Raw genomic sequence first — 17,831 nt, 5'->3', positions numbered from 1 at the left:
CATCACCTATCTATATTATATAAGGAAAACGATAACACTTCTACATACTAAATTTCCTTAGCTAGTTTTATCTATGTGTGAGGAGTTTATAATACTAATTATAACGGCAAATTTAATCGAAATAAAAAACGAGGACATATAGCTTTATTTATAAAGCTAATCCTCGCTTAGTATATTTATTTTTTACCAAATTTGTAGTTCTTCTGCCTTTTTAGTCAATTCTTCCCTAAAGTCTGGATGGGCTATGGCAATTAGAGCTTTTGCTCTTTCTCCTATGGTTAGCCCTGTCAAATCAGCCACTCCATATTCTGTTACTACATAGTTGGTGTCGTTTCTAGATGTTGTAACTGCTTGGTTTATTGCTAGATGTGGTACTATCTTTGAGTAAGTCTTTTCATTTCCATTTTCATCCTTTTTTCTATATGTTGAATGCATAGCCAAGAAGGACTTGCCACCATTTGATCTTTGGGCTCCATTTACAGTCTCTGATTGACCACCTGTACCAGAAAATGGTAATCCGTTCACAGTCTCTGAGGCTGCTTGACCATATAGGTCTATTTCAAGAGCTGCGTTTATAGATACAAACTTGTTGTTTAGCCCAATTGTGTATGGGTCGTTGGTAAATGTAGATGATTTAAATAACACAGCTGGGTTGTTGTCTATATAATCGTAGAGTCTTTGGCTACCTAGGGTGAATGATGCTACAGAATATCCATTCAACAATCCCTTTTGTGAGTTGTCCACAGCCCCACATTCTATCAAATCTATCATAGTTTCTGTAAACATCTCCGTGTGTATACCCAAGTGTTTCTTGCTTTTTAGCTCATGGGCTACAGCATTTGGGATATTGCCCACACCTAGTTGGATTGTTGATCCATCTTCTATATATTCTGCAATGTATTTACCAATTTTTGCATCTATTTCTCCATAAGGAGCTATTTTCGCAATTGGAATCGGATGATTTGCTTCAACTATAGCATCAACTCTAGAAACGTGAACATGGTTATCTCCAAATGTCCTTGGGAAATTTGGATTTACTTCAACAAGGGTCAATGCACCTTCGTTAATCAGATCCATCTCGTAGACATTTGAGACAGATGTTGAGAAATATCCGTGTTCATCCATTGGAGATACAGTTAGAATAACTACTGGTCTTCTATTTTCTTTTTCTATTCTCTTTAGAGTCTTACCAAGTATAGTTGTAGATCTTTGTGGAACTGGACTTACTAGTTTCTCTTGGTAAGATTTTCTAAGACCAGCTGACATAAACCAAGCGTGGTGGTCAAGGATACCTTTCATCTCTTGGTCATGAAAACAATCATAATCTCTAAGTGGTAAGCAAGTTATCAAAACACAATCCTTAACCCCTGTCTCCTTTAAGTGTTGGAGATTGGACATAATTTCAACTGGTTCTGCTGTAGCTTGCGCTGAGAATATATAGTCGCCATCTTTAATTAAATCAAGAGCCTCTGCCGCTGTCTTTATCTTTTGATCATAAATCGTTTTGTTATCTGTCATTTCCATCTCCTTTATTATTTATCTTTGCCTGTTTCTGGTAGTAAAAATCCACCTATTACAAAAGTTAGTGAAAGTATTACCGCTATATATACTGAAAGTTCGTTGGAACCAGTTCTATCTTGTAAGATTCCAAAAATATAAAACACTATGGTTTCGATTATATATGATAGCGCCCAAAATATACCCATTATAGTAGTAAGTCTTGCCGGCGTCATATTTGGTAGTTCTTGTGGAATCATCATTAGTGATGTCATAGGCAAGAACATGAATATTCCTACAAGTAGGGCAGCTATAACTGCAAGTGTTGGACTTGTTGTCTTTACCATAAGAAATGCACTTAAAGTCATTATTAATCCACACACGATTATTACTGGTTTTCTTTTTCCATAAACTTTGGATAGCCATATTGCAAGCAAGGTTCCAATTATGCCACCTATACCTGAAAGAGCACTTAGTTTCGCTGAAGATATAGCTGCAGTTTCAGTTTGTGGAAATAGTTGCAAGAGTGATAGATATAAAATCAACACCCCTGAGTAAGAAAGTGGTAAAAGTAGAGTTATCTTATCCTTAAAAGCTTCAGAAAAAGAAACTTTCTTTTTTTCTCCTCCACTATTTTCGTTGATATCAAAATCATCTCCAAATATCAACCAAAGTACAAACAAAATTGCACTAATTGATAGAAAAAATGTCATTGATTTTTGCCATGTCCCAAATTTTTCTATTACTGGAGCAACTATTAATAAAGCAAGAACTGCCCCAAAGTTATAGGCAACGCTGTTTAAAGCATTGACAGTTGGTCTTTTTTCTGCTGAAAAATAATGTATAACCACAGGTGAAAAGTATATTACAAATACTGCTCCACCAAATCCCATTATGAATCTACCAAGTAAAAACATTTGATAGTTCTTTGCCAAAACAGCTAGTAAAGATCCTCCAAATATGAAGAAAGAACCTAAAGCTATTGATTTTTTAGGATAAAGTTTATTTAATATAGCTGCTGCTGAAAAATTACCTATGATTTTTGCGATTGTTACCGCGTTAGAAACAAAGGATGCACTTGCTCCACTATCGACACCAAAGTATTTTGCAATATCAGGAGTCAAAGTAGAACCTGCTATCCAATTGACTGCAAAGAATGCATATGTAAAAAATAAAATAGTTTCGATTACATAAGATCTCTTGGAATCTTTATTTACCTTAGAGATTTCACTCATAAAACCCTCCATAGTCCTGATAACGTTTTTCTAGATGATGGTTAGCTAACTTCTATCTACTTACATTATAAGCATGGAGGGCAAAATATACAATACACTTGGTATATCAATATTTCATAAGCTATGAATTGTATTCATAGTCTAATATTTTAATCTGTTATATTTTTTATAACTTATATTTAAAATCGTTTTTAATGCGAACAAATCCTTATGAATTTTTCCATCTCTTTAGTAATATAAGATCCTTTTGGATATATTAGAGTAAGAGCCCAAGGAAATGCTGGATTTTTAAGGCTTACAAGTTTTACTCTTGATGAGAAATATTTAATCACTAGGGGTTTTGGCATGATAGTAATGCCAATATTGGCCGCTACCATTTCCAATACCATATCCCAATCGTAATTATTAAAGATGACATTTGGTTCAAAATTAGCTTTCTTACAATAATCCTTGAAAACCCAATAGTATTGATAGTCTTCTGATATCTGAAGAAAGTTCTCATCTTTTAATAATGAAAAATCAATCTCTTCCATTTGACTAAATCTGTGGCTTTCGCTCACTACAAGGACAGCTTCTGACTCATAAACTATATTTTTGATGAATCTATCATCATCAAAAGGCTCTATAACAACTCCCAAGTCTAGACTATGGTCTAATAACATTTCTGGTAAATACTTGGACGTTTCATTTTTGATTTCTAAATCTATATCCGGATATTTGTTTTTGAATTCAGAAATTTTCTCAAAAAAATATATAGAACCAGCAGTAGGAGGAAGTCCTAATGACAGATTTCCTCCTAAGTTTTGGATTTTTACTAATAATTCTTCTTCTCTTATGTCGTAGTATTTAGTCACATCAAGGGCAAATTGGTAAAGTAATTCCCCTTCTTTTGTAAGGGTAAATTCTCCCTTATCCATTCTAATAAGTTTTACACTAAGTTCCTTTTCAAGATTTGACACAGCTTTGCTTACAGTGGATTGGCTTACATATAAATTCTCACTAGCTCTAGTATAGTTCTTGTGTTTAACCAGCTCTATAAAATATCTTAGGTGCTTATCTAGCATACTTTTCTACAATCTCGTCAATATGACCGTAAAATTCTTCTGGACAGTCATTAAAGACCATGTGGCCAGCCTGGTCTAGGGCTATGAAGTCTAGTTTGTTAAGGAAATATATTGCAGAGTTTTGGCCAATCACAAATGGGACAACTTGGTCTTTTTTGCCGTGGATCCATGTTGTTGGACAGGTGATTTTTTCTATAGATCCGTCTCCTTCTTCATTTGTTATATTAAATTGGCAAAGGGCTACGCTTATGTCTGTAAAGCATCTTTCCTTGAAAAATTCGTCCATGTATATTTGATACAAATCCTCGTTTGGTGCTTTTAGGTTATAAAGGCTTGCATCCCACATTTGTTTAGTTGCAACTTTGTCCTTGTTTTTGATGAGATTTTCTACAAATATCATTGACGGGTGTCCTGCTACTTCTTCATAGGTTCGTGCATATTTTCCTTCTATTGGGAGGAAATTCTCATCTACCATTGGCAAATAGAATCCTTTGACTCCAACAGATGCTATGAGGACAAGTTCTCCTACTTTATCTGGATAGTCTGTAGCAAGTTTCAGTCCAACCCCACCTCCTGCAGAATGGCCTACTACTATGGCATTTTCTAATTCTAATTCATCCATAAATTCCTTGACATCCTTGGCCCAATCCACCATTTTTTTGTGAGGATTATTGTATGTAGACTCTCCAAAACCAGCAAGGTCTACGGCATATACACTAGCCTTATCCTCATACCTTCCCATAAATTCATTATAAATTGTAGATGAACATTGGTTGCCGTGGATTAGCAAAATTACCTTATCTCCACTTCCACAATTCCTATATGCTATAGTTTCTCCTGATGGTATTGTTACTTTCTTTAAATCGTACAAATTTTCCTCCTTTTTTTACTATATTATCTTGATAAAATATTTAATCATCTTCTTATCTTGATACCCTTATAAGAGATTAATTAATGATAATTTTTATAGCAAAAAGGGTCTGCCACAAAATTTGTAACAAACCCATTTCCTTAAAATTTATATTTTTCGTAATCTTCTCTATTACTCTTACCTGCTATAATAGTGTCTAATATATCAAAATCTTTGTTTATGATATTAAAATCGGCATCAAAACCCACTTTAATCTTGCCTTTCTTTTGGTCAAGACCCAATCTTTTGGCTGGATTTACAGCGCTCATGGTCACTATATCTTCCATGCTTGCACCAGTAAATGCCATAATGTTTTTAATTGATCCTGGGAAAGTCATTGGTTTTCCAGGTAGTCTATTTTCTCCATGGTAATTGGTATAGGCAAAGCCATCTTCAAATCTAATCTTTTTGCCCATCCATTCGTACTCACCATTTGGAAGCCCCTTTAGGATTAGAGCATCTGTGGCCATGACCATTTTTTCCGGACCCTTCATAGAAAAGGCTAGTTTCCAAGCCTTTGGATTGATGGATAGGCCATCACAGCCAACCATTTCCGCATATATATAATCATTTGTAAGAGTTTCTCCTACAATTCCTATATCCCTATGGTGAAAACCCCTCATGGCATTGAATAGATGAGTCACTTGGCGTAGGCCATGATCATAGGCCTCGACCATGTCTGCTTCCTTGGCATCGGTATGGCCAGCAGCTGGAATGATATTTTTATCAAGCAGATATTCTATCAACTCCATGGCCCCATCAAGCTCTGGTGCTAGGGTCACAATAGAAATATTATCTGCAGATTTTTCTATAAATTCACCCATCAAATCAAGATCAGGGTCTATGGCGAGACTCTCATCCATAGCCCCTCCTTTTTCTTTGCTTACAAATGGCCCTTCTAGGTGGATGCCAAGAATTTTGGCACCCTTATCGTTTTGATTTTCTATATAGGATCTAAGCTTATCAATTCCAGCAAAGGTCTTTTCCTTGTTACTTAAGCCAAGGGTTGCAACGAGCGATGTTATGCCCTCGCTAGCCTGCAAGACTTGTAGTCTCTGGTATTTTTCCTTGTCATCTTCAAGGTAATCAATACCGTAGCCACCGTGGTTATGGATATCTATAAATCCCGGAATCATAATATCGTCGTTATCAACATCTTCTAGTGTTTTTATAGATTTGATTATTCCATTTTCTATAGATATTTCTTGGTTTTCGAGGATTTCTTCGCCAGTATAGAGTTTCTTAACCTTGTAGGTCTGACATTTGGCTAGCATCTGTTGTTCCTTTCGGTACTATTTTTTCTTCTTTTAGTAGTGGTGCAATTTCATTGGCCAATTGTTCAACCTCAAGACCAACTACAAGGTGAACGTTGTTGTTTGACATCTTCATAACTTCAATGATGCCGATTTCTTTTAGTTTTTCTACATTTACCTTTGATGGATCTTTTAATTTTAATCTAAGTCTTGTTATACAATTCTCAAATTCTACAATATTTTCTGCTCCGCCTATATATTCTAGGACGAGTCTTGCTTTTTCAGATAGTTTTATTTCAGTATTTACATTTTGTATGGTCTTATCTTCCCTACCAGGTGTCTTTATATTTCTTTTTTCTATGACATATTTGAAGGTGAAATAGTATAGGGCAAAGATAAGCAATCCAACTGGTATCACTAAAAGTGGTTTGGTCCCCTTGTTAAATTGCAAGATGTAGTCGATGATACCAGATCCTCCAACACCTACCATTTTTGAACCAATAATATTCATAATAACTGTTCCAAGTCCTGTGTATAGGGCGTGCATTACAAATAGTAGTGGGGATACAAACATAAATGAGAACTCAACTGGTTCTGTAATTCCTGTTAAAAATGCTGTAAAGCCTGCTCCTAAAAGTAGACCCTTAACTCTGTTTTTATTCTCTGGATAAGCTGTCTTATACATAGCCAAAGCTGCCCCTGGAAGACCAAACATCATCATAGGGAACATTCCGCTTACAAAAGTACCAGCACTTGGGTCTCCAGCGAAAAATCTTGGGATTTCGCCTGTAACACTTGCAAATTCTGCAAGGCTTGATGGCAATTGCATTTGGATGTAGATATTTATGATGTGGTGCAAACCTGTTGGTATCAAAAGTCTATTCAAAAATGCAAATAAGAATGGACCGGCTTTCATATTGCCCAAGGCTTGGCCTAAAGATAGGATAGCCTTATCTAAAGCTGGGAATATAAATGAGAAAATCAATGCTGTTATAATTGCAAAAAACGAACTCATTATAATAACAAGTCTACGACCTGAGAAGAATTCTAGTCCCTTTGGTAGGGTCTTGTCCTTAAATTTCTCATAAGAAATTCCAGCTATAAGACCTGCCACAATACCTACAAAAATATTGGATTCTATGGTAGGAATAGCCGCTCTGCCAAAGGAGTTAAGGTCTGTATCTCCCATTGGTCTTAATGTCCTAACCAAGATATTAAAAGCAATAACAGCACCAATACCGCTTGCTATGTGCTTATCTTTGGTGATTCCTCCTGCTACTGATACTGCAAATATTAGTGGCAATATAGCAAATATTGTCCATGCAGCTTCTTTCAAAAATGGAATATTTAACAAGTCACCATCAGCTAACCTATTGAGGATAGCAGCTGCTGGTAGAGCAGAAATACCCAGTAGCATCGATCTACCAAAAATCTGTAGCTTATCGCTAAATTTGTTCAATGATTTGTTCATAGTACTCTCCTTATTTAATTTGTGCTTTGATATTTTATCAAAGCCTACTTTTTGCAAAATTCCTTTACTAGGATTTATACCCTTTTTGCAAAGTATTTTAATAAAGTCCCTTAGTATAAATCATAAGGATTTTATAGTAAGGCTTCTTATATTTTTATTATCTTCAGAAACTAGTATCAAAGTCCCACTTTCCTTAATAAAATTATAGGAAATGTTGTCCTTTGCTACTAAATCTAATGATTTTATTTCGCCATCAAATTTTATATCATCCTCATATAAACAGGCCTTGCCGTTTATAATAATCTTATCTATCTCTAGGGAAGGGCTGATTACAGAGATATATTTTAGGGATAAAATTTTTATTTTCTCATCTTCTAAATTATCTCCAAGAATCTTAACATAGGTTGCCAGCAAGTGATCAAATTTGTAGACTATGGAATTATCTCTTTTTTCTATCTCATAGTCTCTTACTTCTTCCCACTTATCTTCGGTTCCATATTCGGATACATAAATGGCTCCCTCAAATCCTCCTATAAATTCAATCTCCCCAATAGTTTGCTGAGAATCGAAGGCATAGTATATGAAACCATCGCCTACTTCCTTTTCCATGGTGAAGTTTTCTATATAGGTATCTGGAAAATAATCTTCTTTCCTTATCCTAATATTGGACTTTCCTACAAGTGTTTTATCTTTCCATTTTAGATAATAATTCTTTGACAGATATCCTTCCCTTTCAATCTCATCTCCCCTAATATCTTCCCAAGTAACTTCTAAGCCGCAAGCGATGACTTTACCATCTTTGCTAATTAGTGGAACTTGCTTTGGTAGCTTTGGCAATTCATTTGGGAAAATTGCTGTATTGATATTTAAGATGTCAATTATGTCATCTATATAGTTTACATAAACTGTGATAGGATCATTATTTTCTAAAGTTCCATTTACTATAAGTCCATCAGAAGTGCTAATCTCATTATCCCAAGCTACCTTTATATTCTTAGCATCTTTATAGCTATAGATAGTATCTTTTAACTCTAGCTCATCCTTGCAACTTATATTGTAATATTTTTGATAGTTGTAAGTAGTCTTATATGATTTTTTTTGCAAATCAATTTCAGTCTCATCGCCGACAAGTCCTTCTGCTGATACTTTAACGGAAAGTTTATCTGGACTTGCTTTGCTTGCTTTTGTTATGGCAAGAAGCTTACCCCCATAGGCCTTTTTCTTATTTGTAAAAAAGCTTGTCATATCATAAGGACAGCCATTATCAAGTCGCAAGGTCGCTTCCGGATCTGAAAGCTCTACTGTAATCTCATTATCTGCATTAGTAATTAGATTGCCATCTTGGTCAAGAACGGAGATCATAAAGTAATTTAGGTATTGCTTTTCAATGGTTTTATTATCTAGATTTATTTTTAATTTATAAGGTTTTTTTGTGGTAGATAGGCAAGATCTGCCTATAGTATTTTCAATAATATTTCCATCTTCATCATAGGCTTTGGCAAAGACTGTGCCCTCTTCATATGGGATTAGCCATGTCATATAAAGTGACCTATGTCCACTTTCTCCAGCAACTTTCTGATATGTGTGACCTGCCTTGGTCGTGTGCTTTTCAAAAGTTTTACCACCCAATGATTTTATCTCTCCATTTTCGTTTTTGAAGAAAAGTTCTACAGTCTTAGTGTTGGAGTAAAGGTCAACCCTAACTTTTCCATCTATGATTTTTACTTGGTCTCTATTCCATGATGAGACTAGGTGGAGGACATTTTCTTTTGACCACTGGGACATATAGAAATAATATCTGTCTTTGGGAATACCAGCTGTATCAACGATGCCAAAGTATGAAGATTTTGGAGCTGGCCAGCCAAAGATATCTCCCCTTATCATCCCATTCCAAGGAGTTGGCTCGCCCAAGTAGTCAAAGCCTGTCCAAATAGCCTCACCTATGACAAAGTCACGAATAATAGTCCTGTACCAGGATTCACTTGACAAGGACCCCCAACCTACTTTTGACTCATCATAAGAAGTGAGCTCAAAACCCTTGGTCTCATTATTTTCAGTAATGTCATAGACTGACCTTGAGTTGATTGCTGATGATGACTCAGATACCCACAAGCACCAATCCTTGTGGTCCTCATGCATTTGTTCAAGCCTTTCATCTTCCCCATAATTGATGCCGACTAAGCCATTGTTTGCTGTGATATTATCTTCGATAGCAACAAAAATAGGATTGTCCCAATCTCTAAGGACATTATCGCCTATAGTAATTAGTCTTTTTTGATCTATTTCCCTTAGGGTTTTGATAAGCATATTTCCAATTTCCGGATAATTCTTTGCTCCAATCCATGATGTCCCTCCCAAGACTTCATTGGCCAGAGAATACATAATGACAGAAGGGTCATTGTAATCCCTGTGGATAGTCATCCTTAGGTCGTATTGAGCCCAAGTCATATTTTTATGGGACAAATACAAGGAATCACTTGATATTTCCTTGTCAAAATATAGGGAATAGTCATTGTAGTTATTGTTTTTTGGCAAAAGCCAACCATCAAATATTTCCTCAATGACCATAAGGCCCATTTTGTTGCAAAAATCTATTATTTTTCTAGAGCCTGGATTGTGGGTAATCCTTATTGCATTGGCCCCCATCTTCTTAAGTAGGCTTAGTTGCCTAAATATAGCCTCCTCATAATCACAAGCACCCAAGGCACCATGGTCGTGGTGAAGGCAAATTGCCTTTAGTTTAGTAGGATTGCCATTTAGAAAAAATCCTAGGTCAGGATCCTTATCAATATATGAAAATCCATAGTCGATAGTTTTTTCATATAGGCACTTATCAGAAGCAAGTATTTGTAGGTTAATCTCATACAAGTTTGGATCATCGACATCCCAAAGTTTGGGATAATCTATAGGAAAGCTCTCTTTGATATCCAGGCTTTTATCAATGACTATGTTTTTTTCATCAAGGGCAAGGATGTCCTTGCTTATCTTATCTTTGACGCTAACTATGGTCTTAAGCTTCATTTGCCTATTGGTCGTATTTCTAAGCTTAAAGCTATAAGATAGATTTACCTTATCTTGGCGCAGATTAGAGTTGTCCACTTTAAAAGTAAAAGGCTCTACAAAAACGTCATCATAATTTAATATATATACCGACCTATATATACCAGAACCAGAATACCAACGACTATTAGGTATGTGGTTTTCTACCCTGATAGCCAATAAGTTCTCCCTATCTTCGTAAAGGTATGTGCTAATGTCAATGATAAAAGGAGCATAGCCATAGTGATGTTCTCCGATAAACTCACCGTTTATATAGATATAGGCATCAGAATATATGCCGTCAAAATAAATGAAAGTATTTTTGATATCTTCTATCCTAAAAAACTTCCTATACCAGCCTATGCCGCCAAGCTTATAGGCTGACTGGGCTTCTCCTGCCTTGGAATAGGCCTGGTCAATAGAAAAATCATGGGGTAAGTCTATTTCTTGCCAAGAAGAATGATTAAAGTTTGGCTTTTCTGCTCCAATAATAGGGCCGATAGCAAACTTCCAATCATCATCAAATTTTATAAGTCCTTTATTATCAATATATTGTGTTCTTTCTTTGCGCATATTTATATCCTATACAAATAAAATCTCGGCAAAACCGAGATCTTATTTATTTTCCTATTATATTTAGCCTATAGACAATTTCTTTGGCATTTATAAAGTCATCGTGGGAGATTCTCCTCTCTTCTATGACTTTGCCATCTATTTTTATAGTGTCGACAAATTTCTTGTGGTGGTAGTTCTCATCTACAAGTATTTGTAATGTATTGCCATTGGCAAGCTTAATGCTGACCTTATCAAATAGCCCAATTCCTAGCATATATTCATTTGTACCAGGACAAACTGGATAGATGCCTAAGGCTGAAAGAATGTACCAAGCACTCATTGATCCATTGTCCTCATCACCTGGATAGCCCTTAAAGTCATATCTGAAATAATTTAGTAGGAGATTTTTCACCAGATATTGACTTAAATCAGGTCTATCTACAAAGTGGTAGAGGTATGGCAAGTGAAAACTTGGTTGGTTGGATATGCCGACTTGGCCAAAGTGTGCTGTCTCCACTTCTAACATTTCGTGAATAACGCAATCGTAATGGCCTATGTTAAAATTAGAATCAGCATTTACCAGTTCATCTAGTCTTTCCTTGAAAGCTTCTTTTGATCCAAACAATTCTATTAGTTTGTCAAAATCGTGGTACATATTATAAGAATTTTGATAAGCTCCACCCTCGGTGTAAGGTGAGCCCCAATCGTAGGGATCGAAATTTTCTTTGAAATGGCCATCATTATCTTTTTCTACTAAGAACTTAGTCTCTGGATCAAAAAGATTGGTCCAATTGTGGGAATAATTTAGATACTTTTCTGCCAAATCATCGTAGCCAAGTTTTTTTGCAGCTACTCCTATGGAAAAATCAGATAAGCAGTTGTCTAGGGTTTGGTTTACTGATTCGTGTTTGTCAGATGAAATATATCCCTTTTCTCTAAATTCATAAGCACCATATCTGCCATAATGAGGGTCATCAGATTCTTTTTCTGACGAATCTATCATAGCTTTTAGTAAATCATCGGCCAAGTCACTTCCAATGTCCTTTGTTATAGCATCAGCTATGACACTATCAACTAGGGTTCCTGGCATTAGCCCTCTCTCATCTGGAGATAGCCACTTAGGAAGAAATCCTGTTTCCTTATAGGAGTTATAAACTCCCTCCAAGATATCTTCGTAGTCTTTTGTGGCAACTAGACTTAAAAGTGGGAATAGGGTCTTTTGACCATCCCAGAAACCAATATTGGTGTATAGTTTCCCATTTCTTACTTCTTTTGCTAGAGTGTTGTAGTGGACTTCATTGCCATCTCTATCAACTTCATAAAATTTTGTAGGAAATAGGAAAGACCTGTAGACACAATGATAGAACATAGATACTTGATCTTTTCTATCATAGACCTCGTATTGGTCATATTGGCTTGGCTTTCTAGTAAGTTCTACATCAAATATATCAAGGTATTCTTGCCACTTACCAGCAGCAGAAGCTAGCATATCTGAGATTTCATCACAAGCTTTCTCATAGTTATAGGTCGCTTGGTCTTTTGATATGAAAGATGTTGCAAGTTTCAAATTTGCTTCTTTGGCTTTGGTTTTGATATAAAAATAACCCTCAATATTTTCTAGTTCAAAGTCACAGTCTAGACGAATTTCCACATACATGGTAAAGTCTTCATCTTCGCAACCGGAATAGTTGATAACTTGGCCTAGAATCTTTCCATCTTCTTTTCTAAAATCTATGCCAGGCCCTGTTATTTTAAAAGAAACTTCGCTATCTGCATTAAAGTTTATGATAGCTGCTTCTTCATCAGCTGTTATTATAGCTTCGTCCCCTGAATCATAGATTATCTTGTTAACTATTGGTCTAAAGATAGATTTATCAGTATCGTAATAGACCTTTTGATACTCAGTATCGAGTTCCTTTGAAAATGGCAAGATTGTCATATAAGAGAAGTCTTCCATCCAAGGGCTTGGTTGGTGAGTTAATCTGAATCCTTGGAATTCTTTTTCATTTGGATTGAAAAACCAAGAACTCCTGCCATCTGTTTGGACTGAAAAATAGTTTAGGCCATGAGGGGTGCCTAACAATGGAAGAGTGTTACCGTTAGAAAATTCTCTAAGACTATCAGTTCCAATTCTAGTATCTGTAAATTTCTTATTTGCTAAAATTTCATTAATTATTGAATTCATTAGTTCCCCTATATATCACTATAAGTAACATTTGTCTTTGTAATCTCATAAGGATCGAGATTTATCTCAATGATGCTTCCGCCCTTTGGCAGATCGCCATATGTTTGGTAGCCACTTGAGTTGGCATAGGATAGGTGGATGCCATATTTTACTGCATCAAAGTTGTTGTCATGGTCGTGGCCAACGACAATGCCCCATGTTTCTCCATTTAAGAGCATATTGGCAAATAGGCCTGTATTTATAAATGGTGCTGATATAGTTTTGTCTTCTTCAGCACAATACCCATCCAATAGATCATCAACAACATCCCTATATTCTGGAAGTGGTATGTGTTGGAAGATGATATTTCTTTTTATACCGTCATTTTTCTTATACTTATCTGAAACTTTCTTAAACCAGTCTACTTGTTCAGGCAATACCCAGTCGTATTTGCCATAGCCAAATCTGTCAAATTCGCCAGAGTCTATCATATATAGGACAGTGACAAGCTCTCCATCCTTCTCTAAGTTTATGGTGTAAGATTCTCTATCTCCAGTGAGAAAAACATCCGATTTTTTCGGTTTGTTTCGGATGTTTTTTTCATAAATATTTCTCAAATCCTCGCGACTTACTATCTCCTCTGTGTCATGGTTGCCAAAGGTTAGAGCAAAGGGGATATCAAATTGGTCTATAAATTTCATGACATTAGTGAAAACTATGTCGGCGTTTTTGACACCATCAGACCACATCACATCTCCTGTGTGGATGATAAGGTCAGGCTTGGTATCTACGATTATTTTTTCTAATAATTTATAGGTTCTGATATCATCATCTGCTTCTGGCAAGTTGCCAAAGTGAGTATCAGTAAGTTGAAGTATTCTAAATTTATTTTCTTTTATTTCCATATTATTCCTTTACAGATCCGATAGTTATACCCTTTACAAAATATTTTTGTATGAATGGATAGAAGATAACTATAGGGAGAATTACTACGATTATTGTAGCCATTTGTAAAGATTCTCCAGTGATTTTGACATTTTCTAGGGCACGGTAACCTGCAGCTCCAGAGTTTTTTTGGAGGATATTTGACAGACCTTGTTGACGGGTCAACATATCCTGTAAGATTGTTGCAAGTGGTTTTAACTTTGCATTTCTCACATAAAATGATCCTGAGAACCAGTCATTCCAATGGCCTACTGCGGTAAACAAGGTTACTGTAGCAAGGGTTGGTTTGCTCATTGGAAGCACCATGTCAGTAAATATCCTAAATTCACTCATCCCATCAATACGTGCTGCTTCAACCAAGCTCATAGGAACCTGCATAAAGGCTGACCTTAAGAGCAAAATGTTGGTAACACTGTATAAGGACGGGAAGATGTAGACCCAAATAGTATTAGTAAGGCCAAGCTCACTTAATACTAGGTAGTATGGTATAGTTCCTCCACCAAATAACATAGTGAAAAATATAAAAAATGTTATCTTAGACCTACCTGGTAGTCCTGGAATTGTAAGTGCCCAAGCAGCCATAGACATCAAAAACACGCCAAGAGCTGTTCCTAGAACTGTCCTAAATACAGATATAAAAAATGCATTTATTAGGTTGTCTTGCTTGAATACTTGAGCAATATTTTCAGTGGTGAATTCCCTAGGGAAGAATGTTATTCCTCCCTGAGCAGAATCCGTTCCGGCATTGAATGATAGTGCCAATATATGGAGAAATGGTAATATGATAGCTAGCGATAGGGCTATACAGACTATATAAAATATTACTTGGGCCCAAGTGCTAGATTGCATATATTTTTTTGCCTTATCCATCATTTACTCCTTAATAGAATATTGTGTCTCCCTCATCTTCTTTTTCTTTTAAGAATTTGCAGAAGTCCTCAATACCCGCATCTTTTAGTTTTCTTCTTGATTCTTCTATGATTGCATTAGCTTCTTCTTCGCTTGTTGCATAGTAAGCTTTTACTATATCTTCATCCCATTCTTGCATAGCTTGAGCAAGTCCGCCATCGTCGCCTTCAAATTCATATAGGTATGCAGCTGGGTTCAAGCCGTCTATTACTGTTTTTTCTTCGTATTTTTTGTCGAAGTCATACATTTCGATGTATTTTACAGCAGCGTTGTTTTCGTTATCGCTAGATTCGTCTCCCCAAGATGTTTCGCCAAAGTCTTCAAGGTTAGCCATATCTGTGTAAGCAAAGTGTTCGCCCCAGTAAGCGCCAACGCCTCTAAATCCTTCTTTTTTAGCTGCATCTGGATCTTTAGCCATCAACTCAATTAATTCTTTCTTAGGAACTGGTTTGCCATCTACTAGGTCGTAGTGTTTGCCTTCAAGACCGTAGAAGTATAGAAGTTTACCTTCTGGGCCTGCTAGCCAATCAGCAAATTTAACAATTTCTTCTGGATTTTCTGTTGTTGATGGTATAGCCCATCCTGAATAACCAGATTTATATGGAACCACCATGTTGCTTGTTCCATCAGCTCTGTCTAGGTCGCCAAGTGGGATATATGCCATATTTTGCATTTCTACCATTCTAGAGTGAGTATCTGCTATGATACCGTAAGCTTGATTTAGGATTCCTTCACGAGCTCTGTTTTCTTCTATTGTGTAATATTCTGGGTGCATTAGTCCATCTTTTAACCAACGACGTACAAGTTCAACACGTTTTTCTGCATAATCTGTCATACATTCGTGTTTGATATTGCCATCTTTGTCTTTTAGGATTTTTTGTGCGCCTTGACCTTCCCAGATTAGGTTTCTGTATGGCCATGGTCTATCTGAACCACCCCAGATTGTTGGACCAAGTGGAACTACAGGGTTGCCGTTTACATCTTTGAAGTCGCCTTCTTGGATTTTTCTTAGTACTTCTTCAAGTTGGTCTGCTGTGTGGATAGAATCCATCTCTACGCCAAGTTTATCAGCTATATCTTTTCTGATGTATAGACCACCTATATATTTAGGGTCTGGGTCAGCAGGATTTCTTGGAATAGACATGTGAACTAGGTATGTTGCTCCATCCCAATCATCTCTCATCATGATATTTCTTTTTGTATCGCTTGGTAGATATCCATCTTCAAAGTATTTGCCATAGATTTTACCCTCTTTTAGATATGGAGCTATATCATGGAACATACCTTCATTGGCAGCTTTCAATAGGATTGGGAATTCTGGTCTACCTGAGTTGTTTAGGTAATAAGCTATAGCATCTGGCAAGTCACCTGAAGCAAGACCTGCTGCTAGAGCTTCGTAAGAGTCTTCTGATGTAACTGATTGAATATTTAGTGTAATACCTGTTCTCTCTTTGATGTAGTCGGCGATTTCTGGACTCATTGTTCCCTCACCAACGTCTGAACCTGATTCGAAAACTAAAAGATTGATTTCTCTATCAGCTATCCATGTATCTGGCTTATCTGTTTGTTCACTAGTTTCTGTGCTTGTTTCAGCGCTTTCTTTTTTTGCTGAATTATCTTTGTTTCCACAAGATGAAAGCAGCATTGTAAGTGACAATGCTAGTATTGATAATTTTTTAAATGTGAAATTCATTTTTTCTCCTTGATTTCAATTTTTACCATAGGGCGTTATCGCCAATTTTATCTGCAACTTTGTTTACTACTGCTGTCAGTATTAGTCCTGCCAGACCTTGCACCAAGCCTACTGCTGTTGCAGGGCCATATCTTGCTTTCTCTAGACCAGTTTTTACTATGTAGGTATCAATTATTTCTGATACTTGATAGTTACCTGGATTTTGCATCAAATAAATTTGGTCAAATCCTGCTGCGAGTATGCCACCTAGGGATATTATAAATAATAAAACTATGGTTCTGGTTATACCCGGCAAGGTTACATACCTTGTTTGTTTCAGACGGTTAGCCCCATCTATGGCGGCCGCTTCATATAGTGACGGTGATATGCCCATGATGGCTGCATAATAAATTATTGAGTCCCAGCCAATATTCTTCCATGTGTGGCTCCACAAGACTGCCGGATAGAAGAATGACTGTTCCATCATGAAAAATCTCGATCCATCTGATATGCCCGTTTGCTTTAAGAATATGTTTATCAGCCCTGTGTTTGGAGCAAAGAGCTTGTTTAACATACCAACTACAACAACCCATGATATGAAATATGGCAAGTAAGATATACTTTGGAAAGCAGATCTTGTTCTCTTATTGCCGATTTCATTGAAAATCATGGCCATTATTATTGGGAATGGTAGGTATACAAACATCTTTAGAGCTGATATTATCAAAGTGTTTTTGATATACATTGGGGTTTCACGAGCAGTGAAGAATTCTCTAAAGTACTTTAGTCCTACCCAGCCCTTGCCATACATGCCTGAGTTAAAGGAAAATTCTCTAAAAGCTAGTAAGTTTCCTGTCATTGGCCAATAGGAGAATATCAAAAAGAAGAGTATAGCAGGTACTAGCATAAAGTAAAATGTTTTGTACCTATTAAATTCTTGTTTAAAACTTCTCTTATTAGGATGAAAGTTAGGATCATGATCTGGATTACTATTAGCATTAGCTTTGTTTTTGATCTCATCTCCAGCTTCACTCATGGCCAAAGCTCCCTCAGGATTGACAGTGCCTCCTAAATTATTAGTATTGCTACTATCCATCTTTACCTCCTTTCTTTACAA

The 17,831-nt window shown here is 36.3% G+C and carries 12 protein-coding genes; all 12 read right to left on the bottom strand.

Going from position 1 to position 17,831, the window contains the following annotated elements:
• Window positions 1–183: 183 nt before the first annotated feature.
• The 12 genes from BN38_RS02110 to BN38_RS02055 all read right to left on the bottom strand — a co-directional run bounded on the left by BN38_RS02110 (window position 184) and on the right by BN38_RS02055 (window position 17,810).
• The gene (locus BN38_RS02110) at window positions 184–1,518 is read right to left on the bottom strand and encodes an acetyl-CoA hydrolase/transferase family protein (RefSeq protein ID WP_044565265.1); all 1,335 of its coding nucleotides are present in this window, start codon (window positions 1,516–1,518) and stop codon (window positions 184–186) included.
• A gap of 14 nt (window positions 1,519–1,532) precedes the next feature.
• A complete protein-coding gene (locus tag BN38_RS02105; protein ID WP_044565264.1) occupies window positions 1,533–2,732 on the bottom strand; it encodes an MFS transporter in 1,200 nt (399 codons plus the stop codon).
• 191 nt (window positions 2,733–2,923) lie between these two features.
• Window positions 2,924–3,796 carry a LysR family transcriptional regulator gene (locus BN38_RS02100; protein ID WP_044565263.1) on the bottom strand — a complete coding sequence of 291 codons (873 nt, stop codon included), beginning with the start codon at window positions 3,794–3,796 and terminating at the stop codon, window positions 2,924–2,926.
• On the bottom strand, window positions 3,786–4,667 hold the full coding sequence (locus tag BN38_RS02095; protein ID WP_044565262.1) for an alpha/beta fold hydrolase: 882 nt from the start codon (window positions 4,665–4,667) through the stop codon (window positions 3,786–3,788). Before BN38_RS02095 ends, BN38_RS02100 begins: the two co-directional genes overlap by 11 nt.
• A 140-nt stretch (window positions 4,668–4,807) precedes the next feature.
• On the bottom strand, window positions 4,808–5,980 hold the full coding sequence (gene nagA, locus BN38_RS02090; protein ID WP_044565261.1) for an N-acetylglucosamine-6-phosphate deacetylase: 1,173 nt from the start codon (window positions 5,978–5,980) through the stop codon (window positions 4,808–4,810).
• Complete coding sequence (locus tag BN38_RS02085; protein ID WP_044565260.1) at window positions 5,949–7,430, bottom strand: PTS transporter subunit EIIC; 1,482 nt, start codon at window positions 7,428–7,430, stop codon at window positions 5,949–5,951. Before BN38_RS02085 ends, nagA begins: the two co-directional genes overlap by 32 nt.
• A 120-nt stretch (window positions 7,431–7,550) precedes the next feature.
• On the bottom strand, window positions 7,551–11,042 hold the full coding sequence (locus BN38_RS02080; protein ID WP_044565258.1) for a glycoside hydrolase family 2 TIM barrel-domain containing protein: 3,492 nt from the start codon (window positions 11,040–11,042) through the stop codon (window positions 7,551–7,553).
• 46 nt (window positions 11,043–11,088) lie between these two features.
• The gene (locus BN38_RS02075) at window positions 11,089–13,209 is read right to left on the bottom strand and encodes a GH92 family glycosyl hydrolase (RefSeq protein WP_044565257.1); all 2,121 of its coding nucleotides are present in this window, start codon (window positions 13,207–13,209) and stop codon (window positions 11,089–11,091) included.
• An 8-nt stretch (window positions 13,210–13,217) separates the two neighbouring features.
• Complete coding sequence (locus tag BN38_RS02070; RefSeq protein WP_044565256.1) at window positions 13,218–14,093, bottom strand: metallophosphoesterase family protein; 876 nt, start codon at window positions 14,091–14,093, stop codon at window positions 13,218–13,220.
• A gap of 1 nt (window position 14,094) precedes the next feature.
• A complete protein-coding gene (locus tag BN38_RS02065) occupies window positions 14,095–15,003 on the bottom strand; it encodes a carbohydrate ABC transporter permease (protein WP_084593729.1) in 909 nt (302 codons plus the stop codon).
• 10 nt (window positions 15,004–15,013) lie between these two features.
• On the bottom strand, window positions 15,014–16,735 hold the full coding sequence (locus tag BN38_RS02060) for an extracellular solute-binding protein (RefSeq protein WP_044565255.1): 1,722 nt from the start codon (window positions 16,733–16,735) through the stop codon (window positions 15,014–15,016).
• A gap of 22 nt (window positions 16,736–16,757) precedes the next feature.
• A complete protein-coding gene (locus tag BN38_RS02055; RefSeq protein WP_230197709.1) occupies window positions 16,758–17,810 on the bottom strand; it encodes an ABC transporter permease in 1,053 nt (350 codons plus the stop codon).
• Window positions 17,811–17,831 lie beyond the last annotated feature (21 nt).

Source organism: Anaerococcus provencensis (assembly GCF_000312365.2).
Classification (GTDB): Bacteria; Bacillota; Clostridia; order Tissierellales; family Peptoniphilaceae; genus Anaerococcus; species Anaerococcus provencensis.
This window is presented reverse-complemented; position numbering and strand designations above follow the sequence as displayed.

What these genes read in the sequence shown, in the direction of transcription:
- BN38_RS02110 (WP_044565265.1), bottom strand. Translation starts at nt 1,518, where the DNA reads ATGACAGATAACAAAACGATTTATGATCAAAAGATAAAGACAGCGGCA.
- BN38_RS02085 (WP_044565260.1), bottom strand. Translation starts at nt 7,430, where the DNA reads ATGAACAAATCATTGAACAAATTTAGCGATAAGCTACAGATTTTTGGT.
- BN38_RS02075 (WP_044565257.1), bottom strand. Translation starts at nt 13,209, where the DNA reads ATGAATTCAATAATTAATGAAATTTTAGCAAATAAGAAATTTACAGAT.
- BN38_RS02055 (WP_230197709.1), bottom strand. Translation starts at nt 17,810, where the DNA reads ATGGATAGTAGCAATACTAATAATTTAGGAGGCACTGTCAATCCTGAG.
- BN38_RS02080 (WP_044565258.1), bottom strand. Translation starts at nt 11,042, where the DNA reads ATGCGCAAAGAAAGAACACAATATATTGATAATAAAGGACTTATAAAA.
- BN38_RS02065 (WP_084593729.1), bottom strand. Translation starts at nt 15,003, where the DNA reads ATGGATAAGGCAAAAAAATATATGCAATCTAGCACTTGGGCCCAAGTA.
- BN38_RS02060 (WP_044565255.1), bottom strand. Translation starts at nt 16,735, where the DNA reads ATGAATTTCACATTTAAAAAATTATCAATACTAGCATTGTCACTTACA.
- BN38_RS02070 (WP_044565256.1), bottom strand. Translation starts at nt 14,093, where the DNA reads ATGGAAATAAAAGAAAATAAATTTAGAATACTTCAACTTACTGATACT.
- nagA (WP_044565261.1), bottom strand. Translation starts at nt 5,980, where the DNA reads ATGCTAGCCAAATGTCAGACCTACAAGGTTAAGAAACTCTATACTGGC.
- BN38_RS02105 (WP_044565264.1), bottom strand. Translation starts at nt 2,732, where the DNA reads ATGAGTGAAATCTCTAAGGTAAATAAAGATTCCAAGAGATCTTATGTA.
- BN38_RS02100 (WP_044565263.1), bottom strand. Translation starts at nt 3,796, where the DNA reads ATGCTAGATAAGCACCTAAGATATTTTATAGAGCTGGTTAAACACAAG.